Origin of the sequence: Telluria mixta (assembly GCF_029223865.1) — a bacterium.
Taxonomy (GTDB): domain Bacteria; phylum Pseudomonadota; class Gammaproteobacteria; order Burkholderiales; family Burkholderiaceae_D; genus Telluria; species Telluria mixta.
The window spans coordinates 261,204-281,119 of the sequence record NZ_CP119520.1 but is presented as its reverse complement, the minus strand read 5'-3'; the positions used below and the strand labels follow the sequence as shown (position 1 = coordinate 281,119).

The following is a 19,916-nucleotide window of genomic DNA, read 5'->3' as shown; positions in this document are numbered from 1 at the left end:
GTTGGGAGAGGGAATGGCGGGAATGCAACCCTCATTGTGCCTGATGTCCGCGCAATGCGCTGTCTTGACAGCGGCTTTACTTCTTGACGAACCGGATCGCGAACTTGTCGTCCGGCGCGCCCTTCATTTCGAAGAACGGCTGCTCGCGCGGATCGGACGGCGCGCGCAGGTAGTCGCTGCGGGCGTCGACCTTGAAGCCGGCCTTCGTCACCTCGTCGACGACCGCGTCCTCGTCGATGCGGTGCAGCGTCTTCGTGGCCGTGAGGCCGCTGCCCTTCCTGGCCGCGTTGTCGATGATGACGAGGTGGCCGCCCGGCTTGAGGGCGTCGTACAGGCGCTTGTTCAGCGCGGCGCGGTCGGCCGGCGTGTTGACGATGTCGTGGTACGACATGTTGATCGTGATGAGGTCCAGTGGCGGCGTGCCTTTCGGGACCGGATCGTTGAAGTCCGCCACGACGGCGTGCAGGTTCGGCAGCGTGGCCTGGCCCAGGCGCGCGTCGAGCTTGGCGTTCGGCTTGGCGTTCTGGGCCCAGACTTCGCCCTTGCTGCCCACGGCCGCCGTCAGCAGGGCCGCGGTGGCGCCGCCGCCGGACGACACGTCGAGCACCTTCATGCCCGGCTTCACCTGGGCGAACGTCAGGAACTCGGCGGATTTGCGGTGTTCGTCGCCCTTGCGGTCGTCGTCGGTACGGAGCGGGCTGGCGAGGACGGTTTGCCAGTTGTTGCCGGCCTGGTCGGCAGCGTGGGCGGGGAGAGTGCCCGTCAGCAAGGCAGCCGACAGGGCGAGCAGGACAGGGGCACGGCGGAGCGTCTTATGCATGTTGTTGGACCCTTTCTTGTTTGGGAACCGGCCGGCGCGGCCGGGGCAAACGGGAACATACCGCAAATCCTTGTCGAGATATACAGGAATCGCGTCTGCATGTGCACCCCGCCGGGACATCAGGGCTGCGCCAGGTCCGCCTCCGTCGTGAAGGCGTCGGCGTAGAACTCGTCGGCCGGCAGGCCGCACTGGTCGACGTAGTCGCGCCGCGCGGAATCGACCATGATCGGCGCGCCGCACGCATACACCTGGTGGTTCGACAGGTCGGGAATGTCCTGCATCACCGCCGCGTGGACGAAGCCGGTGCGGCCGGTCCAGGCGTCTTCCGGCTGCGCGTCCGAGATGACGGGCACGTACGTGAAGTGGGGCAGCTCGCGCGCCCACTGTTCGCACAGCTCGTGCATGTACAGGTCCTGCGGCCGGCGTCCGCCCCAGTACAGCGCGACGGGACGTTCCGACTTCAGGTGGATCATGTGCTCGACGAGCGCCTTGACCGGGGCGAAGCCGGTGCCGGAGGCCAGCAGCACGATCGGCTTGCTGGAATCTTCGCGCAGGAAGAACGTGCCCAGCGGGCCTTCGAAGCGCAGGATGTCGCGCTCCTTCATCGTCGAGAAGACCTGGTCGGTGAACACCCCGCCCGGCAGGTGGCGGATGTGCAGCTCGATCGGGCCGCCCAGCGACGGTGCGCTGGCGATGCTGTAGGCGCGGCGCTTGCCGTCCTTGAGCATGAACTCGATGTACTGGCCGGCGCGGTAGGCGAGGGCTTCGTTGGCCGGCAGCTGCAAGGTGAGGATGGCGACGTCCGGCGCGGCGCGGCGGATGGCGGTGACGCGGGTCGGCATCTTGCGCACCGGGTACTCGCTGCTGCCGCCCACTTCGCGCGCTTCGATCACGACGTCGCCCTCGGGGACGGCACAGCACATCAGGGCGAGACCCTGCAGCTTTTCCTGGTCGGTCAGGGCGCGTGCCTGGTGCGGCTTGTGGTGGATCGTGCCTTCGACGACCTTGCCCTTGCAGGAACCGCAGGCGCCGTTCTTGCAGCCGTAAGGCAGGCCGATGCCGGAGCGGATCGCGGCAGCGAGCACGGTTTCGTCGGCCTCGCAGTCGTAGTGGTGGCCGCTGGGCTGGACAGTGATCTGAAACGTCATACAATCCTCGAATGGATACAAAAAACAATGTCAGGTTCAACAAGCCGCGCCTCCTGATCGTAGGCTGCGGCGACGTCGGCATGCGTCTGCTGCCGCTGGTGCGCGAGCGTTTTCGCGTGTTCGCCGTGACGAGTCAACCAGCGCGGTGCGCAGAACTGCGTGCGGCCGGCGCCATTCCCATCGTGGCCGACCTCGACCGGCCCGGGACAATGAAGCGGCTGGCCGGATTGGCGCAGCGGGTCGTTCATCTTGCGCCGCCACAGCAGGACGGCGCGCTCGATTTGCGCACGCGCAATTTGACCGCCATTCTACCCGACGGCGCGCGGGTGGTTTATGTCAGCACCACGGGCGTCTACGGCGACCGCGGCGGCGCGGCAACCCCGGAGACGACGCCCGTCGCCCCGCGCAATGCGCGTGCGCGGCGCCGAGTGGACGCCGAACGCGTGCTGCGTGCGTGGGCCGTGGCGAGCGGGGGCAAGGTGGCGATCCTGCGCGCGCCCGGCATCTATGCGGCGGACCGCCTGCCCATCGAACGGCTGCAGCGCGGCACGCCGGCACTGGCGGGTGCGGACGACGTGTACACGAACCACATCCACGCGGACGACCTGGCGCGGCTGTGCGCGCTGGCGCTGTTCCGCGCATGGCCGGGGCGCGTCTACAACGCGTCCGACGACACGCGCATGAAGATGGGGGATTATTTCGATCTCGTGGCCGACGCATTCGGCCTCGCCCGGCCGCCGCGTCTCGCGCGCGCCGAGCTGGAGAAGGCCGTCTCGCCCATGCTGCTGTCGTTCATGTCGGAATCGCGCCAGCTGGACAACCGCCGCCTCGGCAAGGAACTGCGAGCCCGGCTGCGCTATCCGCACGTGGGCGACGGCATAAGGGCGTCTTAAGCATTTCGCAACTAATCCATGTATCATTCGGGTACGCCGTAGAGCGACCACACAAAGAACTTATATTTCCCGAAACTGGCTGATTTTCCATAACCCACTATGGGTTGTGGAAAATTTCCCATGGATGTCACAAGCGAAAGAAAAACATGCCCATCAGACGCATACCCGAGGGCGCCGAGTACGACCCGAACCGGGTGCTCGACGCCATCATCAATAAACTCAAGCTCAAGAACGACGCCGCGCTGTCGCGCCTGCTGGAAGTGGCGCCGCCCGTGATCAGCAAGATCCGCCACAACACCCTGCCGATCGGCGCGACCATCCTGCTGCGCATGCACGAGGTGTCCGATTACAGCATCCGCGAACTGCGTGCGCTGATGGTGCGGACGGACGGCGCAGCCGCGGGCGCCGGCCTGGCCTGAGCCGACAGTAAAACAATCCGCCCGGGTGGGGCGGATCGGACTGGAGCGACTGCTCAGGCGGCCGTTGCAGCGGCGTTTGCCGCCTTCATCGCCGTGTGCGGGCCGGCGCAGAATGCCGTCGCTGCCTTGTGCGGACCGGCGCAGAACGCCACGTCGCTGGCGTGCGGACCGGCGCAGAAAGCGGTATCGGCCTTGACCGCGCTGTCCTGTGTCGTGCGCGGACCGGCGCAGAACGCGGTCGCCTGTTTGTGTGGGCCGGCACAAAACGCCGTCTCCTGCTTGTGCGGGCCTGCGCAGAACGCCGTCGCCTGCTTGTGCGGACCGGCGCAAAATGCCGTTGCCTGTTCGCGGGGGCCGGCGCAGAAGGCGGCGTCCTGCTGCGCCGCGCTGGCCGTGCCGGGGTAGGCTTCGCCGAAGGTGGCTACGTACAGTTCACGCATGCGCTCGCCGCTGTCGAGGCGGAACTGTTCGTCGTCGTCGCCGCGCATGCCGACGTACGGATAGTGGTGCAGGAAGTAGCCGAACGCCTGCTCGCAATCCTTGGCGTATTTCATCGTGTCGAGGATGTGGTAGTGCCAGAACGTGTCGACGTCGACGAGCGGTGCCGTGTCTTCTTCCGGATACAGTTTCATCAGGCACAGGAAGCGGCGGTATTCCTTTTCGACGGCATTGGCCTTTTCCAGGCTCCAGCCTTCGCCGGATTCCACGTGCATCAGTTTCGTCTTGATCGGTTCCAGGTCGAGTTGCATCACGGCTTTGAACAGGTCGTTGGTGTTCATGGTCATCCTCGTTGAATGGTTGAGTGCTGCTAGCCCTAGTGTTGGACGTGGTGTATCGGCTGCTGCGCTAATATTTTTTAGAGACGCGTCTTACACCCGCTCAATGTACTTGAGGCAATTTAGCGACTTATTGATATTTGTCAATTACATAACGTTTATTGCTTTAGGCGCTGTACAGAATGGGAAAGGCAGAGTAGGCCGATTCATTCAGATGACAGCCGAGCCGGCACTGTGCTCCTGCTCCTGGGAGAAGGTGGGCTCGGGGCCGCCGACGACGGGCGCCGATACCATCACGGTCGTGCCGCCGTCCGGCTCGCTGAATACGGCACAGGTGCCGCCGAGGATGACGATGCGCTCCTCGATGCCGACCAGGCCGAACGAACCGTATTTGTTGCGCCCGCCGGGCGGCAGGCCGCAACCGTTGTCGCGCACCGTCAGCGACAGCCAGCCGCCGTGCAGGCGCAGCTCCACCTTCACACGCGTGGCGTTGGCGTGGCGGACGATGTTCGTGAGCGATTCCTGCAGGATGCGGAAGAAGGCCGTGGCGCAGTGGTCCGGCAGGGCGATCTCGCCATGGTCGTCCTGGATCTCGCACTGGATGCCCGTGCGCCGCTGGAACTGGTTGACCTGCCACTCGACGGCGGCCGACAGCCCGAGGTCGAGCACGGTCGGCCGCAGGTCGTTGATGATCTGGCGCACGCTCTTGATCGTCGCGTCGATCTGCAGCAGCGTGGCGCGGGCGCGCTTGTGCAGGTGGCTGTGCGTGCCTTTCGTGCGTCCGGCCAGCAGCTCGGCCTCGATGCGCAGCGCGAGCAGGCTCTGGCCCAGGTCGTCGTGGATTTCGCGCGCGATGCGCTTGCGTTCAATTTCCTTGATCTGGTACGCGTGGTCGGCCAGGCGCCTGAGCTTCTGGTGCGACAGCTGCAGCTTGGTCTGGCTCTCGCGCAGTTCGCTCGTCATTTCCTGCGCGAGCGAGAGGGCGGCGCGGCGCGACGAGGTCAGCGTATGCAGCAGGGCGTACAGCAAAATCGAGCCGAGGAACCCGAACGCCATCATCAGCTTCGGATAATAGGTGTCGAACTCCGTGTATAGCGCGGACTTGTGCACGCTGTAGATGGTCTTCCAGGGCCGGCCGTTGAAATCGAGCGGCAGCGTGGTCGTGAATACGTCGTCGCCGCTGTCGAGTGCCGGCGTCGGATCGCGGGTCGTGCCGCGGCTGTCGAACAGCGCGAGCGGGCGTCCGGTGACATCGCGGCCGGCGGCATCCATGCCGGCGCCGATATCGTACAAGGTCATGCGCAGGCCCTTGATCGGGACCTCGTCGATGACGCCGTTCAGCAGCTTGGGCAGGTTGAATGCGATCCCGAGCGAACCGACATAGGCCGCACGGCGTTGTTCGACGTCGTTGACCGGCATGCCGAAGCGGTAGATCGGTGCGCGCATCCCGAGGTAGATGTTGTTCGGGGTGGACAACGCCGGGATCGGCGTGCCGGACGCGTACAGCGTGCCCTGGTCGCGCGACTCCATCAATTGCCTGCTGAAGTAGCGATTGGTGGCCAGGTCGATGCCGTAGAGCGCGGGGTTCTTCGGGTCGGGTTCGAAGTAGGCCATCGCCAGATAATAGGGGCGGAGACCCGGCGGCGAGATCTCGAGTTGCACGTCCTTGCCGAGATGGCGTTGCATTTCCTCGCGCAGGTCATCCATGAAGGCGACGCGGTCGGACTCGGTGACCCAGGCCGCGAAATTCATGCTGTCGACCGCCGGATAATTGCGCGGCAAATCCAGTCCCCGCACGTATTCGTGGAACCGGCGGTGCGTCATGATGTCCGTACTCTGCAGCATGCTGCCCGCGGCGCGGAGCAGGTCCGTGTATGACTTGACGCGTACGCTGATCACGCTCTGCGCGTGCCTGGCATGGTTGACGAAACGCGTCTCGGCGTCGCCTTCGATCGAGTGCGCCGTCACGATGTACAGGAGGCTGCCGACCAGTGACGACAGCAGTGCGCCGGCCCAGAACGAGAGGCGGGTGACCGAAAAAGCGTCTCTCAGCGTCGTCGCCATGAAAATCCCATCTCCACATCTCTTCGGCGCACGCCGGTTATGCATTGTTAATTATTTGCAACTTACGCGTATTATAATGTGTCGCGAACCTGGCAGTTCGAACAGTTGACGCTGGCGCGGAACGCAAGATGGTTATGCTGTTTCGAGGGAAGGCGATGGTATGAGCCAAAAAAATCCGTCCGCGGATGACGGACGGGTCAGGCTGGCGCTGCCTGGTGAAGGCGGCCGCGCCAGGAGGACTGCGGGACGAGGTAGCGTCTGCTTACCTCACGCGGCGCGGGACGCCCCACGCGGGCCGGCGCACCATGCGGTGGCGGCGCCGATGGCACCGCCCGCACGCGGACCTGCACACCATGCCGTGGCGGCGCTGACGGCGCCTTCCCCGGATCTGACTTTTGCCTCGACGCGCGGGCCTGCGCACCATGCCGTCGCGACGCCGCTGGCGGCTTGCGTACCCTTGGCCCGTACTTCGAGCCGCGGACCGGCGCACCATGCGGTGCCGGCACTGATGGCACCTTCCGCGCGCTTTGCCTGCGCCTCGACGCGCGGACCGGCGCACCATGCGGTGCCGTTGCCGGAGGCGGCCTCGACGCGCGGACCGGCGCACCACGCGGTGCCGCTGCCGGAGGCGGCCTCGACGCGCGGACCGGCGCACCAGGCGGTGCCATTGCCGGCGGCGGCGTCGATGCGCGGACCGGCGCACCATGCGGTCCCGTTGCCGGCGGCGTCCCCGGAAACCGGCGACGCTGCGGCTTCGACCGGGGCGCCTGGATAATCTTCGCCGAAAGTGGCTTCGTACAGTTCACGCATGCGCTCGCCGCTGTCGAGGCGGAACTGGTCGTCGTCGTCGCCGCGCATGCCGACGTACGGATAGTGGTGCAGGAAGTAGCCGAACGCCTGCTCGCAATCCTTGGCGTATTTCATCGTGTCGAGGATGTGGTAGTGCCAGAACGTGTCGACGTCGACGAGCGGTGCCGTGTCTTCTTCCGGATACAGTTTCATCAGGCACAGGAAGCGGCGATATTCCTTTTCGACGGCATTGGCCTTTTCCAGGCTCCAGCCTTCGCCGGATTCCACGTGCATCAGTTTTGTCTTGATCGGTTCCAGGTCGAGTTGCATCACGGCTTTGAGCAGGTCGTTGGTGTTCATTGTCATCCTCATGTTGTTGGTTGAATACTGCTATCCCTAGTTGTCGTTGTGAGCGGTGAATCGACTGTCGACGAACAATATTTCCTTAATGCATGTGATGACGGCGGACAACTTTTTATGCATTTCCCGCAGCGCCTTACACGTGATCAATGTAAATGAAATAATTCGTTAAGTTATTGATATTTGTCAAATAAGCAACATTCGTTGCTTAAAAGTCTAGGTATGAATGTAAAAGACGTAGTAGTGCCATGTACAGGGCATAGCCTGCAGGCATGAGAAAGACGTGGAAAGGGGGAAGTGGAGGGTCAGATCACGGCCGAGCCTGAACCGTGTTCCTGCTGCTGCGTGAGAACAGGCTGTTCAGGTCCGATGACGGGCGCCGATACCATCACGGTCGTGCCGCCGTCCGGCTCGCTGAACACGGCACAGGTGCCGCCGAGGATGACGATGCGCTCCTCGATGCCGACCAGGCCGAACGAACCGTATTTGTTGCGCCCGCCGGGCGGCAGGCCGCAACCGTTGTCGCGCACCGTCAGCGACAGCCAGCCGCCGTGCAGGCGCAGCTCCACCTTCGTGTGCGTCGCATTGGCGTGGCGGACAATGTTCGTGAGCGATTCCTGCAGGATGCGGAAGAAGGCCGTGGCGCAGTGGTCCGGCAGGGCGATCTCGCCATGGTCGTCGCGGATTTCGCACTGGATGCCGGTTTGCCGCTGGAACTGGTTGACCTGCCACTCGACGGCGGCCGACAGGCCCAGGTCGAGCACGGTCGGCCGCAGGTCGTTGATGATCTGGCGCACGCTCTTGATCGTCGTATCGATCTGCAGCAGCGTGGCGCGGGCGCGCTTGTGCAGGTGGCTGTGCGTGCCCTTCGTGCGTCCGGCCAGCAGCTCGGCCTCGATGCGCAGCGCGAGCAGGCTCTGGCCCAGGTCGTCGTGGATTTCGCGCGCGATGCGCTTGCGTTCCATCTCCTTGATCTGGTATGCGTGGTCGGCGAGGCGCCTGAGCTTCTGGTGCGACAGCTGCAGCTTCGTCTGGCTCTCGCGCAGTTCGCTCGTCATTTCCTGCGCGAGCGCGAGGGCGGCGCGACGCGACGAGGTCAGCGTATGCAGCAGGGCGTACAGCAAAATCGAGCCGAGGAACCCGAACGCCATCATCAGCTTCGGATAATAGGTGTCGAACTCCGTGTACAGCGCGGACTTGTGCACGCTGTAGACGGTCTTCCACAGGCGGCCGTTGAAATCGAGCGGCAGGGTCGTCGTGAACACGTCGTCGCCGGTTTCGAGCGCCGGTGTCGGGTTGGCCGAGGTGCCGCGGCTGTCGAACAGGGTGAGTAATTTGTCGGATGCATCGCGGCCCTGCGCGTCCAGGCCCGGGCCGACGTCGTACAGCGTCATGCGCAGCCCGGCGATGGGGATCTCGTCCATGACGCCGTGCAGGAGTTTGCGGACGCTGAAAGCGATGCCGAGGGAGCCCACATAAGCGGCGCGGCGTTGCTCGACCGTATTGATCGGGCCCGCGCCGCGATAGACCGGCATCCGCATGCCCAGGTAGATATTGTTCGGCTGGGACAGCACCTGGATCGGGGTGCCTGCCGAAAAGATCACGCCGCGGTCCCGCTCTTCGATCAGCTGGCTGCCGAAATAGCGGTTGGCCATCAGGTCGACGCCATAGTAACGCGCACCCGGCGGTGCGGGTTCGACGAAGGCGACCACGAGGTAGGAGGACCGGTCGCCCGGCGGCGATATATCCACGTCAACCGGTCTGCCGAAGATGCGCGACACGTTCTTGCGCAAGTCCGCGACGACACCGTCGCGCCGCTCGTGGGGCACGTACACCGCATAATTGATGTAATCGACCGCGGGGAAATGCTGTGCCAGATCCAGTCCGCGCGCGAACTCATGGAAATTCTGGTAGGTCAGCACGTCGGTACTCTGGATCATGCTGCCCGTGGCACGCAGCAGGTCCGTGTACGATTTCACGCGCACATTGATGACGCTTTGCGCGTGGCGGGCATGGCTGACGAAGCGGGTCTCCGCGTCGCTCTCGATCGAGCGTGCCGTGACCAGGTACAGCACGCTGCCGACCAGCGAGGACAGCAGTGCACCGACCCAGAACGAGTATCGGGTGACCGAAAACGCGTCTCTCAGCGTTGTTGCCATGAAAATCCCATCTGCACCTGTCTGCCGTGCGTCGCAGCTCAAAAGTGGTTTGCCGACGCTTGTTGCACGTGGTCAATATAGTTGGGGCAATCGACGTAGTTATTGATATGCTTCAAAGATATCGCTGTTATTGCATGGACGGCTTTACAGGTGCCGGCCGCCGGCATAGCAATGAAAAGCCCGCCCTCACATCGGGGCGGGCGTGCCTGCACGCGGCTGTCGTCAGATGTTCAGCGCGGCAGCCGGACGCCACGGACCGGCGCAGTAGGCCGTGTCGGCATTGACCGCGCCCGGCACCCGTTTGTCCCACGGGCCCGCGCAGTAGGCCGTTGCGGCCTGTGCGAGCGCCTTCTTCTTGTCCCACGGACCGGCACAGTAGGCGGTGCCGCTGCCCTTGTCCCATGGTCCCGCGCAGTACGCGGTGGCGGTGTTGACGGCGTTGTGCGCGTGCGGTTTGTCCCACGGACCGGCGCAGTAGGCCGTCGCGGCCCGGCCGGCGCCCGCGCCCTGGTTGTCCCACGGACCGGCGCAGTAGGCGGTGGCAATCCTGATCGGCTTGGCGCCGCGTGCCTGCGGCTGGTCCCAGGGGCCGGCGCAATAGGCCGCGGCGTCCGTCGCCGGATAGGCTTCGCCGAACGTGGCCTCGTACAGGCTCTGCATGCGTTCGCCGCTGTCGATGCGGAACTGCTCGTCATCCCCGCCGCGCAGGCCGACATACGGGTAATGATGGACGAAGTAGCCGAACGCCTGCTCGCAGTCGACCGCGTACTTCATCGTGTCGAGGATGTGGTAGTGCCAGAACGTGTCCACATCGACCAGGGGCGCGATGGATTCATCCGGATACATTTTCATCAGGCACAGAAAGCGGCGATATTCCTTTTCCACGGCATTGGCCTTGTCCAGGCTCCAGCCTTCGCCCGACTCCACGTGCATCAGCTTCGTCTTGATCGGCTCCAGGTCGAGTTGCATCACGGCGTTAAACAGGTTGTTGGCGTTCATGTTGTTCATCCTCATTCGTTGTTGAAGATCTCGTTGTGACTGCTTTCCCTAGTTGTGGTTGTGTTGGCTTGTCGGGCCAGCGCTGGACAGTATTTCCTCAAGGTTCGTGATGACATCTGCCAACGAGTTGCTGGGTTCGTCAGTGCGCCTTACACGTAATCAATGTAGTTGAGGCAATCTATCGAGATATTGATATTTGTCAAAGAAACAACATTTGTTGCTCAGAACGCTATATGAATTTTAATTTATGAAGTAGCGATACCCTAGGGGAATGGGCGTGCGCAGGCATCGTCCGGGAGGACGGCGAGGCTCGCTGCGACGGGAAAGGTTAGATGACGGCCGAACCCGAGCCGACTTGCTGCTGCGCGAGAACAGGCTGTTCAGGCCCGCCGACGACGGGCGCCGATACCATCACGGTCGTGCCGCCGTCCGGCTCGCTGAACACGGCACAGGTGCCGCCGAGGATGACGATGCGCTCCTCGATGCCGACCAGGCCGAACGAACCGTATTTGTTGCGCCCGCCGGGCGGCAGGCCGCAACCGTTGTCGCGCACCGTCAGCGACAGCCAGTTGCCATGCAGCCGCAGCTCCACCTTCACGTGCGTGGCGTTGGCGTGGCGGACAATGTTCGTGAGCGATTCCTGCAGGATGCGGAAGAAGGCCGTGGCGCAGTGGTCGGGCAGGGCGATCTCGCCATGGTCGTCGCGGATGTCGCACTGGATGCCCGTGCGCTTCTGGAACTGGTCGACCTGCCACTCGACGGCGGCCGACAGCCCGAGGTCGAGCACGGTCGGCCGCAGGTCGTTGATGATCTGGCGCACGCTCTTGATCGTCGTGTCGATCTGCAGCAGCGTGGTGCGCGCGCGCTTGTGCAGGTGGCTGTGCGTGCCTTTCGTGCGTCCGGCCAGCAGCTCGGCCTCGATGCGCAGCGCGAGCAGGCTCTGGCCCAGGTCGTCGTGGATTTCGCGCGCGATGCGCTTGCGCTCAATTTCCTTGATCTGGTACGCGTGGTCGGCCAGGCGCCTGAGCTTCTGGTGCGACAGCTGCAGCTTGGTCTGGCTCTCGCGCAGTTCGCTCGTCATCTCCTGCGCGAGCGCGAGGGCGGCGCGGCGCGACGAGGTCAGCATGTGCAGCAGGGCGTACAGGAGGACCGAACCGAGGAAGCCGAACGCCATCATGAGCTTCGGATAATACCCGTCGAAATCCGTGTAGAGCCGGGCTTTCGGCACGCTGTAGACGGTCTGCCATGGGCGCCCGTTGAAATCGAGCGGCAGGGTCGCCGTGAACATGTCGGCGCCGCCGTCGAGCGGAGGCGCCGGGTTGCGGTCGCTGGCGCGGCTGTCGAACAGCATCTTGGGCCAGGTCGTCGTATCGTTTCCGATCACTTCGCGCGGGCCGATGTCGAACAGGGTCATACGCACGCCCGAGATCGGCATCTCTTCCATCACGCCGTGCAGCAACTTGGGCAGGCTGAACGCGATGCCGAGCGAGCCGAGATAGGCCGCGTGGCGCTGTTCCGTGCTGGTCAGCAGCGATCCGTGCCGGTACACCGGCAGGCGCATGCCCAGATGGTTGTCGTTGGGCGTCGACAGGGCCGCGATCGGCCGGCCGGACGCGCGCAGCTTGCCGTCGTCGCGCGATTGGGCGAGCTGCGTGCGGAAATATGGGTTGGCCATCAGGTCGAGGCCGTACAGCCGCGTGTTCCTGGCGTCCGGCTCGATATAGTTCATGACGAGGTAGCCGGGGCGGATGCCCGGCGGCGTGATGGCGGGGCGCGCCGCCGGGCCGAGGAATTCCTGCAGCTCCCTCGTGAATTCCCTCTCGAACGCCGGGCGTCGCTCGTCGGGCACCCAGGTCGCGAAGTTCAGCGTGTCCACGGCCGGATAGTTCCTGGCCAGCTGCAGCCCCTGCACATAGTCGTGGAACTGGCGGTGGCTGATCGTGTCGCCGCTCTGCAGCACGCTCGCGGCGCCGCGCAGCAGGTCCGTGTACGACTTGATGCGCATGCTGATCACGGACTGCGCATATTTCGCATGACGCACGAAACGCTCCTGCACATCGCTTTCGATCGAGCGCGCGGTGACGACGTAGAGCACGCTGCCGACCAGCGTCGACAGCATGACCCCGGTCCAGAATGAGAACCGGGTCACGGAAAAGGCGTCTCTCAGCGTCGTCGACATCAGGTTCCGCGGGCGGCACGCCGTTGTTGATTTATTACAACTTACTGTGCCTGCGCGCCCGATGAACCTAGCAGAACGATCAGTTGCCGATCGGGAACGAGAATGGATTCCGAGTGAAGAAACGAAAAAGCCCGATTCATCGCTGAACCGGGCTTTTGAGCTAGATCAAAGGTGTGTTACTTGCCCCAGCTGTCCTTGAGCGTAGTGACGCGGTTGAACACGGGCTTGCCCGGCACCGAGTCCACGCGGTCGGCGACGAAATAGCCGTGGCGCTCGAACTGGAAGCGCTGGTCGGCCTCGGCCTTGGCCAGGCCCGGCTCCAGGTACGCGGTGACGACTTCCAGCGCGTTCGGATTGAGCACGCTCATGAAGTCCTTGCCGCCGCCGTCCGGTTGCGGGTCGAGGAACAGGCGGTCGTACAGGCGCACCTCGGCTTCCAGGGCGTGGGGCGCGCTGACCCAGGTGATGTTGCCCTTGACCTTGTAGTTGTCCGCGCCCGGCGTGCCCGATTTCGAGTCCGGGAAATAGTTCACGTGCACAGCGACGACATTGCCGTTCTCGTCCTTGTCGAACCCGGTGCACTCGGTCACGAAGCCGTATTTCAGGCGCACGCGCGAGCCGGGCTTGTCGTCGATGGGCGGGTAGAAGCGGTGGTAGCCCTTGGTCGGCACTTCCATGAAGTCTTCCTGCTCGATCCACAGTTCGCGCGAGAACGGGAACGAACGCGTGCCCCATTCCGGATGGTGCGGATGGACGGGCGCGCTGCACTCGACCGTTTCGCCTTCCGGGAAGTTGTCGACGATGAGCTTCAGCGGACGCAGCACGGCCACGGCGCGCGGCGCCTTCGGGTCGAGGTCGTCGCGCAGGGCGCCTTCCAGGGTGCTCATGTCGATCCAGCCGTCGGCCTTGGAGACGCCGATGCGCTCGCAGAACAGCTGGATGGATTCGGGCGTGTAGCCGCGGCGGCGCAGGCCGACGATGGTGGGCATGCGCGGATCGTCCCAGCCGTTCACGACGCCCGTGTCGACCAGCTGGCGCAGCTTGCGCTTGGAGGTGACGACATAGGTCAGGTTCAGGCGCGCGAATTCGTACTGGCGCGGCACCGGGCGTTCGAAGAAGCCGCCTTCGGCCAGCGTCTCCACGAGCCAGTCGTAGAACGGGCGGTGATCCTGGAATTCCAGGGTGCACAGCGAATGCGTGATGTTTTCCAGCGCGTCCGAGATCGGGTGCGTGAAGTCGTACATCGGGTAGATGCACCACGTGTCGCCCGTGCGGTGGTGATGCGCGTGGCGGATGCGGTACAGGGCCGGGTCGCGGTTCGTCATGATGGGCGATGCCATCGCGTCCTCGCTCATCTTCGCGCGCAGCACGTGTTCGCCATCCTTGTACTTGCCGGCCTTCATGTCGCGGAAGATCTGCAGCGATTCCTCGACGGGGCGGTCGCGGAACGGCGAGTTCGTGCCCGGCGTACCGAAGTTGCCGCGGTTGCGCGACATGTCTTCGGCGCTCTGGCTGTCGACGTAAGCTTTACCGTTCTGGATCAGGTATTCGGCCATCGCGTACAGCTGGTCGAAGTAGTCGCTGGCGTAGTGCAGGAATTCCTGCCCGCCTTGCTCCCACGTGAAGCCCAGCCACTTGACGCTGTCCATGATCGTGTCGACGTATTCCTGGTCTTCCTTTTCCGGATTCGTATCGTCGAAACGGAGGTGGCAGCGGCCCTGGTAGTCGCGTGCCAGGCCGAAGTTCAGGCAGATCGATTTGGCATGACCCACGTGCAGGTAACCGTTCGGCTCCGGCGGGAAGCGCGTGATCACGGACGGCATGCCGGCACGCGTGTGGGTGCCCGCGGCGAGGTCGGATTCGACGATCGCGCGGACAAAATTCGGCGACGGGGTGGCCGCCGCAGCGTTCTTGTCGTTACTCATGAAGCCTATCTTGAATGGGTATGATTCCCGGCATTTTACCGTAGAAGACGCCATCCGGGCCGCTATGTGGTCAAGCGCACGGTCCGTGTGGAGGGCCATCCGCATACTGGGTGACAGTGTCCCGGGCAGCGGCCTGTCAAGTTGGCGCTTTCTATAGGATAATCTCGGTTTAATGTTTTTTCGGCTACAGCCGGAGAGTTCCAAGTGGAAAATTTATACGCGATCCTCGGCGTCGCGCCGAATGCCAGCGACGACGACATCAAGAAGGTCTATCGCTCGCTCGCCATGCGCTACCACCCGGACCGCAACCAGGCGCCGGGCGCGGAAGCGCGCTTCAAGGCCGTCACGAAGGCGTACGAAGTCCTGTCCGACCCCGTCAAGCGCGCCGAATACGACCAGAGCGTGAACCACCGCATCGTGCTCGACGCCGAAAGCGAGGCGTTCGAATTGTGGCGCTCCGTCTTCGCCCTCAACGGCGTGAACCTCCCCGCCTGAATACGCATCCAACAGAATACGAGTCAATCATGAAAAAAGTACATCCGGAGTTCGCCTTCCAGTCGCGCGAGCTGGAAGGCCAGATCGAAGGCACCCTGGGTGACCCGCCCAACCGCAAGAACTACGACATGATGGTGCAGGCCCTCGTGTCCGAATACGCCAACGGCGACGGCCTCGACGACGTCAACATGATGGCGTTCGCGCTCGTCGACCGCATCCGCTTCACGGACCCGAAGGGCCTGATCCGCGAAGCCTACGACTACGAAGGCGGCGATCCGGCGAAGGTCTTTGCCATGGCCAACTGCGACGGCGACGACGAGGGCAAGGCGATGTATGCCGCCATCTGCGACAACCATCCGGAACTGGCGCGCCAGGCCATCGTGACGGCGTTCCTGTACAAGAACCAGGCCCGCTGGGAAGACGACGACCAGTCGCTCGACCAGCTTGCCCGGGACGACGAGGGCGACGACGAGGAACTCGACGAAACGGCAGCGGGCGACGACTTCACCCAGCTGTTCGACCAGGACGGAGGTGAGCGCGAATGAGCGACGAATCCAAATCCAACCTGCCCGCGCTGACCAAGCAGGTCGGCGAACTCGTGCTGGCCGGTTCGCTGCAGCACGCCGAAGAGGCGCTGTCGCAGGCTGCCGACGAACATGGCGACTACGCCGTGGCCGAGGTGCTGTCGACACTCCCCCCGCAAGTGACGGCGCTGCACCTGGCCGGCTTCGACGGCGCCAAGACGTCGGTCGCGACCTTGCTGGTGCCGCCGAAGGCGTGGGCCGAAAGTCTCGCCTACCTCGCCGCCACCTGGCCGGACGACATGATCGAGGACGACCCCGAGCGCATCGCGGAAAACCTGTTCAACCATATCCACGGCATCGTCTACGCGACGGATGACGAGGACCGCCGCCACGACCTGCTGGCAGAAGCGACGGCCACCGACTACGGCGCGACGGCGTTCGCCATCGTGTGGTCGCTGGCGCCGCGCGAGATCCTCGAAGTGGCCGGCGAGATCAACAACCGCGGCCCGCACATCAACGTGCACACGACGTCCGACAGCGACATCGTGCCGCTCGCCGTCGACCTGGCCAAGGCCAGCGAGGACGGCTGGCAGCGTTCGCTGCTGGAACTGTTCCCGGAATACCGCAACACGGCCGACCTCGCGGACGTCGAGTTGCCGGACGATCCGGACGAAGAGACGGAATTCCAGCAGCGCGGCACGCGCGAACTGCTGTACCGCCTGCGCAAGCAGGTGCCGTCCGTCCGCAGCCTGCAGCGCCGCAGCGGCCGCCGCAGCATGGGCACGGACATCTTCTCGTGACGGGGACGAGCGCATCGATGCTGCCGGCAATCGTCATCGAAAAACTGCCCCGGCTGATCCGCGCGATCCGGCTGATTCCCGGGAATGCCAATACCGACGAGGCGGCCGGCCTGGCCGACGAACTGGCCGGCATCACGGCGATGGTGGCCGAGAAGTTCACCAACGACCGCACGGCCGAAGGCATCCAGCGCGCGCAGCTCCTGAGCATCGGCTGCGTGTCGCTGGGGCTAGAGCACCTGGTCGAGACGGACGACGCGCAGGGCGACCTGGACGCGCTCGACGTGCTGCTGGACGAGGGCGCGGAGTTCGTGTTCCAGCAGGGCTTCCGCCTGATCCGCGAACTTGCGGCGCTGCCGGAAGACACTCTGATCGGGGAGTTCGACAATGACCCCGTGTACTCGGCGCGGCGCCTGAAGGAACTGTTCGTCGACATCTGCACGGCCGATCCGGGCGAGACGTGGTCCGGCTACGAGCGCTACCTGGGCCAGCTGAAGCAGCGCCAGGACGTGCAGGCCGTCGTGCGCGCCGCGCAGTGGCTGCGCCGGCACCACTGGGAAGGCCCCGTCAAGGATCCGGACCTGAACGCGGAAGGCGTGATCGCGCTGGCGATCATCTTCGGCGTCGAGGGCGGCGGACGCATCGTCGCGCGCACGGGGCAGAAGGAATTCGAGCGCTTCGTGCAGACCGTCCGCAAGGGCAAGCCGGACTTCGACGCGGGCTGGGCGGCGCTGCTGGCGCATATCCCGGCACCGCACCAGGCCATCATCGCGGACCGCATCCAGAGCTACCGCAACAGCATCCTCCTGCAGAACATCGCGGGCAAGGTGCCGCTGAAGGAGCTGTTCGTGGAGCTCGAAAACTACGCGGGCTCCGAGATCGACGCGGAGTATCCGTAGTCATCAAATCCGGCAATTCGGGGGCGAGGCGCTGAGCTCGTCAATACGGTTCGTGCGCCCCCCGATTCCCAACAGGACTACCATGACGTCCCAGCCCCGCATCCCCCCAGCGGATGTGGACACGAGCCATCAATGCAAGGAGTACGTCATGTTGCAAGCGAACGAAATCCAGCAGCGATTCACTCATATTCAGCAAACCATTCAGGAAGCCCAGCAGGCCTGTCAGCAGGATGCGCCCAACGAGATCCGCGATTGCATCGAAAAACTGTCGCGCGAAGCCAAGCAGGCGCAGAGCGTGATGCAGTCGAACGACCAGCAGCGCATCCAGCAATGCGTGGACAGCCTGGAAGACATGGGCGACGAAGCCAAGCGCATCAGCCGCTCGCTGCCGACGATGCCCGCCCACCTGGAGGCCGCCGTCACCCGCGTGCACGCCGAACTGTCGGACCTGAAGCACAAGATCCACTGATTGTCTGAAACCGCCACGGCCCTTGCCGTGGCGTTCAGGGTTCCAGCGTCAGCTTGAGGCGATAGGGATACATCATCTCGCACGGCTGGCCGGCGCAGACGGCGGGCTTGTACTGGACGAGGCCGGCCACCGTCGCGACGATCTTGCGTGCTTCGGGGTCGTCCAGGCCGATTGCCCTGACGCTGCGTGCCTTGCCGTCCGTACCGACCAGCACGTACACGGTGATTTCGCCTTGCTCGAGCGTCTTGCTGACGACGCGCGCCATCGCCTTGTAGAACTCGGCGGGGCCCTTGACGGGATACGGCGGCTCGTCCCCCGGCGCCAGTGCCGGATACCACCGGGCGACCTCTGCCTTCTGTTCCGGCGACAATTCCTTGTAGCTCCGGTCAGGCGGTACCGGGATATTGCGCGCCGCGTCGCGCCGGAGCATCGTGCCCACGCTCGCGTGATCCCGCTTGACCGTATATGACGGGTCCAGGGCGGCAGGGCGCTCCCGGCCCGGTTCGCGTCCGTCCTGCACGGCCACTTCGCGCCCCGGGCTGCCCGCGTAAACGATCTTGCCCGGCCCACTCGGCTCGCCATCCTTCCAGCCGCCCTCGTAGCGCCCGCCGAGTATCCAGGCCATCGTGCCGGTGCCGTCGGGGCGGCCGTTCCTGAACTCGCCCTTGTAATCGTTGCCGTTGGCGTACAAGGCTTCGCCCATGCCGGTGCGCTCGCCCATCCGCACTTCGCCTTCGTATTGCGTGCCGCTCGGGTACTGGAAATAGCCCCGCCCGTCGGGAACGCCATCTTTGAGCGTGCCCTTGTACAGCGTGCCGTCCGGAAAGCGCAGCTCGCCTTCGACCTGCGCCAGCAGAGGCGCCGGCGCCCCAAGCACGAGGAGCAGCAACGCGGCCGCGGTCTTCATACGACCCCGCCCGCGCGCAGCGCAGCGATCTCTTCATCGCTCTTGCCCAGCACGTCGCGCAGGACTTCCTCCGTGTGCTCGCCCAGCAGCGGCGGCGCCTTGGCGCTCGTCGCCGGTGTGGCCGACATGCGCATCGGGCTGCGCACCAGTTTCACCTGTCCGGCGGTCGGATGCGGCAGCGCGATCTCCATGCCGCGCGCGCGGACCTGCTCGTTGGCGAACACCTCGTCCAGGTCGTTGATCGGACCGCACGGCACACCCACGGCTTCCAGCATCGCGATCCATTCCGCGCGCGGCCGCTCTCGCACCATGTCCGCGAGCAGGGGCACGAGCACGTCGCGGTTCTGCACGCGCATCGGGTTCGTCGCGAAGCGCGGATCGCGCGCCAGTTCCGGGCGTCCGCCCGCTTCGACGAATTTCTGGTACTGGCCGTCGTTGCCGGCGGCGACGATGATGTGGCCGTCGCTGCACGCGAACGTCTGGTACGGCACGATGTTGGCGTGCGCATTGCCCCAGCGCTTCGGCCGCTTGCCGCTGGCCAGGTAATTGCTGCCGACGTTCGCCAGCATCGCGACCTGCGTGTCCAGCAGGGCCATGTCGATGTGCTGGCCTTCGCCGGTGCGGTCGCGGTGGGTCAGCGCGGCGAGCACGGCGACGGTCGCGTACATGCCCGTCATCAGGTCCGTCAGCGCGACGCCCACTTTCTGCGGACCGCCACCCGGCAGGTCATCGCGCTCGCCCGTCACGGACATCAGCCCGCCCATGCCCTGGATCAGGAAGTCGTAGCCGGCGCGGTGCGCGTACGGTCCGTCCTGGCCGAAGCCCGTGATCGAGCAGTACACGAGGTCCGGCTTGATGGCTTTCAGCGTGTCGTAATCGAGGCCGTAGCGCTTGAGGTGGCCGACCTTGAAGTTCTCGATCACGACATCGCAATGGCGCACCAGTTCGCGCAGCAGTGCCTGGCCTGGCCCGCTCGCGATGTCGACCGTCAGGGAACGCTTGCCGCGGTTCGCCGACAGGTAGTAGGCGGCTTCGGTAGTGGGCCGGCCTTCGGCGTCGGGCGCGTACGGCGGCCCCCAGGCGCGCGTATCGTCGCCGGCGCCCGGGCGCTCGATCTTGATGATGTCGGCGCCGAGGTCGGCGAGATTCTGCGAGCACCACGGCCCGGCCAGCACGCGCGACAGGTCGAGCACGCGGATGTGGCCCAGCGCGCCCTGCAGGCGATTGTCCGGACCTTCGTGTGGTCCGTTCGGATTAACTGCCATCTTGTCTCCGATTGATGAGTTGTTCTCGG

Annotated in this window: 18 protein-coding genes; 7 read left to right on the top strand and 11 right to left on the bottom strand. The window is 64.7% G+C overall.

Annotation, left to right across the window (positions count from 1 at the left end; all coding sequences use genetic code 11):
* Positions 1-76: 76 nt before the first annotated feature.
* Together P0M04_RS01270 and P0M04_RS01265 are read right to left on the bottom strand one after the other, a co-directional pair.
* A complete protein-coding gene (locus tag P0M04_RS01270) occupies positions 77-820 on the bottom strand; it encodes a methyltransferase domain-containing protein (protein ID WP_259449129.1) in 744 nt (247 codons plus the stop codon).
* Positions 821-939: 119 nt separating this feature from the next.
* Positions 940-1,968, bottom strand: a complete 1,029-nt coding sequence (locus P0M04_RS01265) for a CDP-6-deoxy-delta-3,4-glucoseen reductase (protein ID WP_259449130.1) — start codon at positions 1,966-1,968, stop codon at positions 940-942.
* An 11-nt stretch (positions 1,969-1,979) separates the two neighbouring features.
* Between P0M04_RS01265 and P0M04_RS01260 the strand changes: the two genes are divergently transcribed.
* On the top strand, positions 1,980-2,861 hold the full coding sequence (locus P0M04_RS01260) for an NAD-dependent epimerase/dehydratase family protein (RefSeq protein WP_259449131.1): 882 nt from the start codon (positions 1,980-1,982) through the stop codon (positions 2,859-2,861).
* 146 nt (positions 2,862-3,007) lie between these two features.
* Complete coding sequence (locus tag P0M04_RS01255) at positions 3,008-3,280, top strand: hypothetical protein (protein ID WP_259449132.1); 273 nt, start codon at positions 3,008-3,010, stop codon at positions 3,278-3,280.
* A 53-nt stretch (positions 3,281-3,333) separates the two neighbouring features.
* Here the strand turns inward: P0M04_RS01255 and P0M04_RS01250 are convergent, their stop codons facing one another.
* From P0M04_RS01250 to P0M04_RS01220, 7 genes are all read right to left on the bottom strand, one after another.
* Entirely contained in the window at positions 3,334-4,059 is a 726-nt protein-coding gene (locus P0M04_RS01250) for a glycine-rich domain-containing protein (protein ID WP_281042326.1), read from the bottom strand.
* 207 nt (positions 4,060-4,266) lie between these two features.
* The gene (locus P0M04_RS01245) at positions 4,267-6,120 is read right to left on the bottom strand and encodes a sensor histidine kinase (protein ID WP_281042324.1); all 1,854 of its coding nucleotides are present in this window, start codon (positions 6,118-6,120) and stop codon (positions 4,267-4,269) included.
* Between the two features lie 267 nt (positions 6,121-6,387).
* Entirely contained in the window at positions 6,388-7,269 is an 882-nt protein-coding gene (locus P0M04_RS01240) for a glycine-rich domain-containing protein (RefSeq protein ID WP_281042322.1), read from the bottom strand.
* Between the two features lie 305 nt (positions 7,270-7,574).
* Positions 7,575-9,428 (bottom strand): sensor histidine kinase, encoded by a 1,854-nt coding sequence (locus tag P0M04_RS01235; protein ID WP_281042319.1) that lies wholly within the window; start codon positions 9,426-9,428, stop codon positions 7,575-7,577.
* A 222-nt stretch (positions 9,429-9,650) separates the two neighbouring features.
* Complete coding sequence (locus P0M04_RS01230; protein WP_307727394.1) at positions 9,651-10,436, bottom strand: glycine-rich domain-containing protein; 786 nt, start codon at positions 10,434-10,436, stop codon at positions 9,651-9,653.
* A gap of 319 nt (positions 10,437-10,755) precedes the next feature.
* On the bottom strand, positions 10,756-12,546 hold the full coding sequence (locus P0M04_RS01225) for a sensor histidine kinase (RefSeq protein WP_281042317.1): 1,791 nt from the start codon (positions 12,544-12,546) through the stop codon (positions 10,756-10,758).
* A 236-nt stretch (positions 12,547-12,782) separates the two neighbouring features.
* Positions 12,783-14,531: a glutamine--tRNA ligase/YqeY domain fusion protein gene (locus P0M04_RS01220; protein ID WP_259452312.1), complete on the bottom strand. Its 1,749-nt coding sequence runs from the start codon at positions 14,529-14,531 to the stop codon at positions 12,783-12,785.
* A gap of 204 nt (positions 14,532-14,735) precedes the next feature.
* Between P0M04_RS01220 and P0M04_RS01215 the strand changes: the two genes are divergently transcribed.
* The 5 genes from P0M04_RS01215 (at position 14,736) to P0M04_RS01195 (ending at position 17,715) form a co-directional block, all read left to right on the top strand.
* The gene (locus tag P0M04_RS01215) at positions 14,736-15,026 is read left to right on the top strand and encodes a DnaJ domain-containing protein (protein ID WP_258851283.1); all 291 of its coding nucleotides are present in this window, start codon (positions 14,736-14,738) and stop codon (positions 15,024-15,026) included.
* A gap of 29 nt (positions 15,027-15,055) precedes the next feature.
* Entirely contained in the window at positions 15,056-15,571 is a 516-nt protein-coding gene (locus P0M04_RS01210; protein WP_259452313.1) for a hypothetical protein, read from the top strand.
* A complete protein-coding gene (locus P0M04_RS01205; RefSeq protein WP_259452314.1) occupies positions 15,568-16,350 on the top strand; it encodes a hypothetical protein in 783 nt (260 codons plus the stop codon). Before P0M04_RS01210 ends, P0M04_RS01205 begins: the two co-directional genes overlap by 4 nt.
* A 17-nt stretch (positions 16,351-16,367) precedes the next feature.
* Positions 16,368-17,246: a hypothetical protein gene (locus P0M04_RS01200; RefSeq protein WP_259452315.1), complete on the top strand. Its 879-nt coding sequence runs from the start codon at positions 16,368-16,370 to the stop codon at positions 17,244-17,246.
* Positions 17,247-17,394: 148 nt separating this feature from the next.
* Positions 17,395-17,715, top strand: coding sequence for a hypothetical protein (locus P0M04_RS01195; RefSeq protein WP_259452316.1), 321 nt, complete (start codon positions 17,395-17,397; stop codon positions 17,713-17,715).
* Positions 17,716-17,749: 34 nt separating this feature from the next.
* Here the strand turns inward: P0M04_RS01195 and P0M04_RS01190 are convergent, their stop codons facing one another.
* Together P0M04_RS01190 and P0M04_RS01185 are read right to left on the bottom strand one after the other, a co-directional pair.
* Positions 17,750-18,622, bottom strand: a complete 873-nt coding sequence (locus P0M04_RS01190) for an MORN repeat-containing protein (protein WP_259452317.1) — start codon at positions 18,620-18,622, stop codon at positions 17,750-17,752.
* Positions 18,619-19,887 carry a CaiB/BaiF CoA transferase family protein gene (locus P0M04_RS01185; protein WP_259452318.1) on the bottom strand — a complete coding sequence of 423 codons (1,269 nt, stop codon included), beginning with the start codon at positions 19,885-19,887 and terminating at the stop codon, positions 18,619-18,621. The genes P0M04_RS01190 and P0M04_RS01185 overlap by 4 nt, the downstream gene beginning before the upstream one ends.
* Positions 19,888-19,916: the final 29 nt, after the last annotated feature.

Excerpts from the sequence above, each read along its gene's own strand:
- P0M04_RS01270 (WP_259449129.1), bottom strand. The coding sequence starts at position 820 with ATGCATAAGACGCTCCGCCGTGCCCCTGTCCTGCTCGCCCTGTCGGCT.
- P0M04_RS01265 (WP_259449130.1), bottom strand. The coding sequence starts at position 1,968 with ATGACGTTTCAGATCACTGTCCAGCCCAGCGGCCACCACTACGACTGC.
- P0M04_RS01260 (WP_259449131.1), top strand. The coding sequence starts at position 1,980 with ATGGATACAAAAAACAATGTCAGGTTCAACAAGCCGCGCCTCCTGATC.
- P0M04_RS01255 (WP_259449132.1), top strand. The coding sequence starts at position 3,008 with ATGCCCATCAGACGCATACCCGAGGGCGCCGAGTACGACCCGAACCGG.
- P0M04_RS01250 (WP_281042326.1), bottom strand. The coding sequence starts at position 4,059 with ATGAACACCAACGACCTGTTCAAAGCCGTGATGCAACTCGACCTGGAA.
- P0M04_RS01245 (WP_281042324.1), bottom strand. The coding sequence starts at position 6,120 with ATGGCGACGACGCTGAGAGACGCTTTTTCGGTCACCCGCCTCTCGTTC.
- P0M04_RS01240 (WP_281042322.1), bottom strand. The coding sequence starts at position 7,269 with ATGAACACCAACGACCTGCTCAAAGCCGTGATGCAACTCGACCTGGAA.
- P0M04_RS01235 (WP_281042319.1), bottom strand. The coding sequence starts at position 9,428 with ATGGCAACAACGCTGAGAGACGCGTTTTCGGTCACCCGATACTCGTTC.
- P0M04_RS01230 (WP_307727394.1), bottom strand. The coding sequence starts at position 10,436 with ATGAACAACATGAACGCCAACAACCTGTTTAACGCCGTGATGCAACTC.
- P0M04_RS01225 (WP_281042317.1), bottom strand. The coding sequence starts at position 12,546 with ATGCTGTCGACGCTGGTCGGCAGCGTGCTCTACGTCGTCACCGCGCGC.
- P0M04_RS01220 (WP_259452312.1), bottom strand. The coding sequence starts at position 14,531 with ATGAGTAACGACAAGAACGCTGCGGCGGCCACCCCGTCGCCGAATTTT.
- P0M04_RS01210 (WP_259452313.1), top strand. The coding sequence starts at position 15,056 with ATGAAAAAAGTACATCCGGAGTTCGCCTTCCAGTCGCGCGAGCTGGAA.
- P0M04_RS01205 (WP_259452314.1), top strand. The coding sequence starts at position 15,568 with ATGAGCGACGAATCCAAATCCAACCTGCCCGCGCTGACCAAGCAGGTC.
- P0M04_RS01200 (WP_259452315.1), top strand. The coding sequence starts at position 16,368 with ATGCTGCCGGCAATCGTCATCGAAAAACTGCCCCGGCTGATCCGCGCG.
- P0M04_RS01195 (WP_259452316.1), top strand. The coding sequence starts at position 17,395 with ATGTTGCAAGCGAACGAAATCCAGCAGCGATTCACTCATATTCAGCAA.
- P0M04_RS01190 (WP_259452317.1), bottom strand. The coding sequence starts at position 18,622 with ATGAAGACCGCGGCCGCGTTGCTGCTCCTCGTGCTTGGGGCGCCGGCG.
- P0M04_RS01185 (WP_259452318.1), bottom strand. The coding sequence starts at position 19,887 with ATGGCAGTTAATCCGAACGGACCACACGAAGGTCCGGACAATCGCCTG.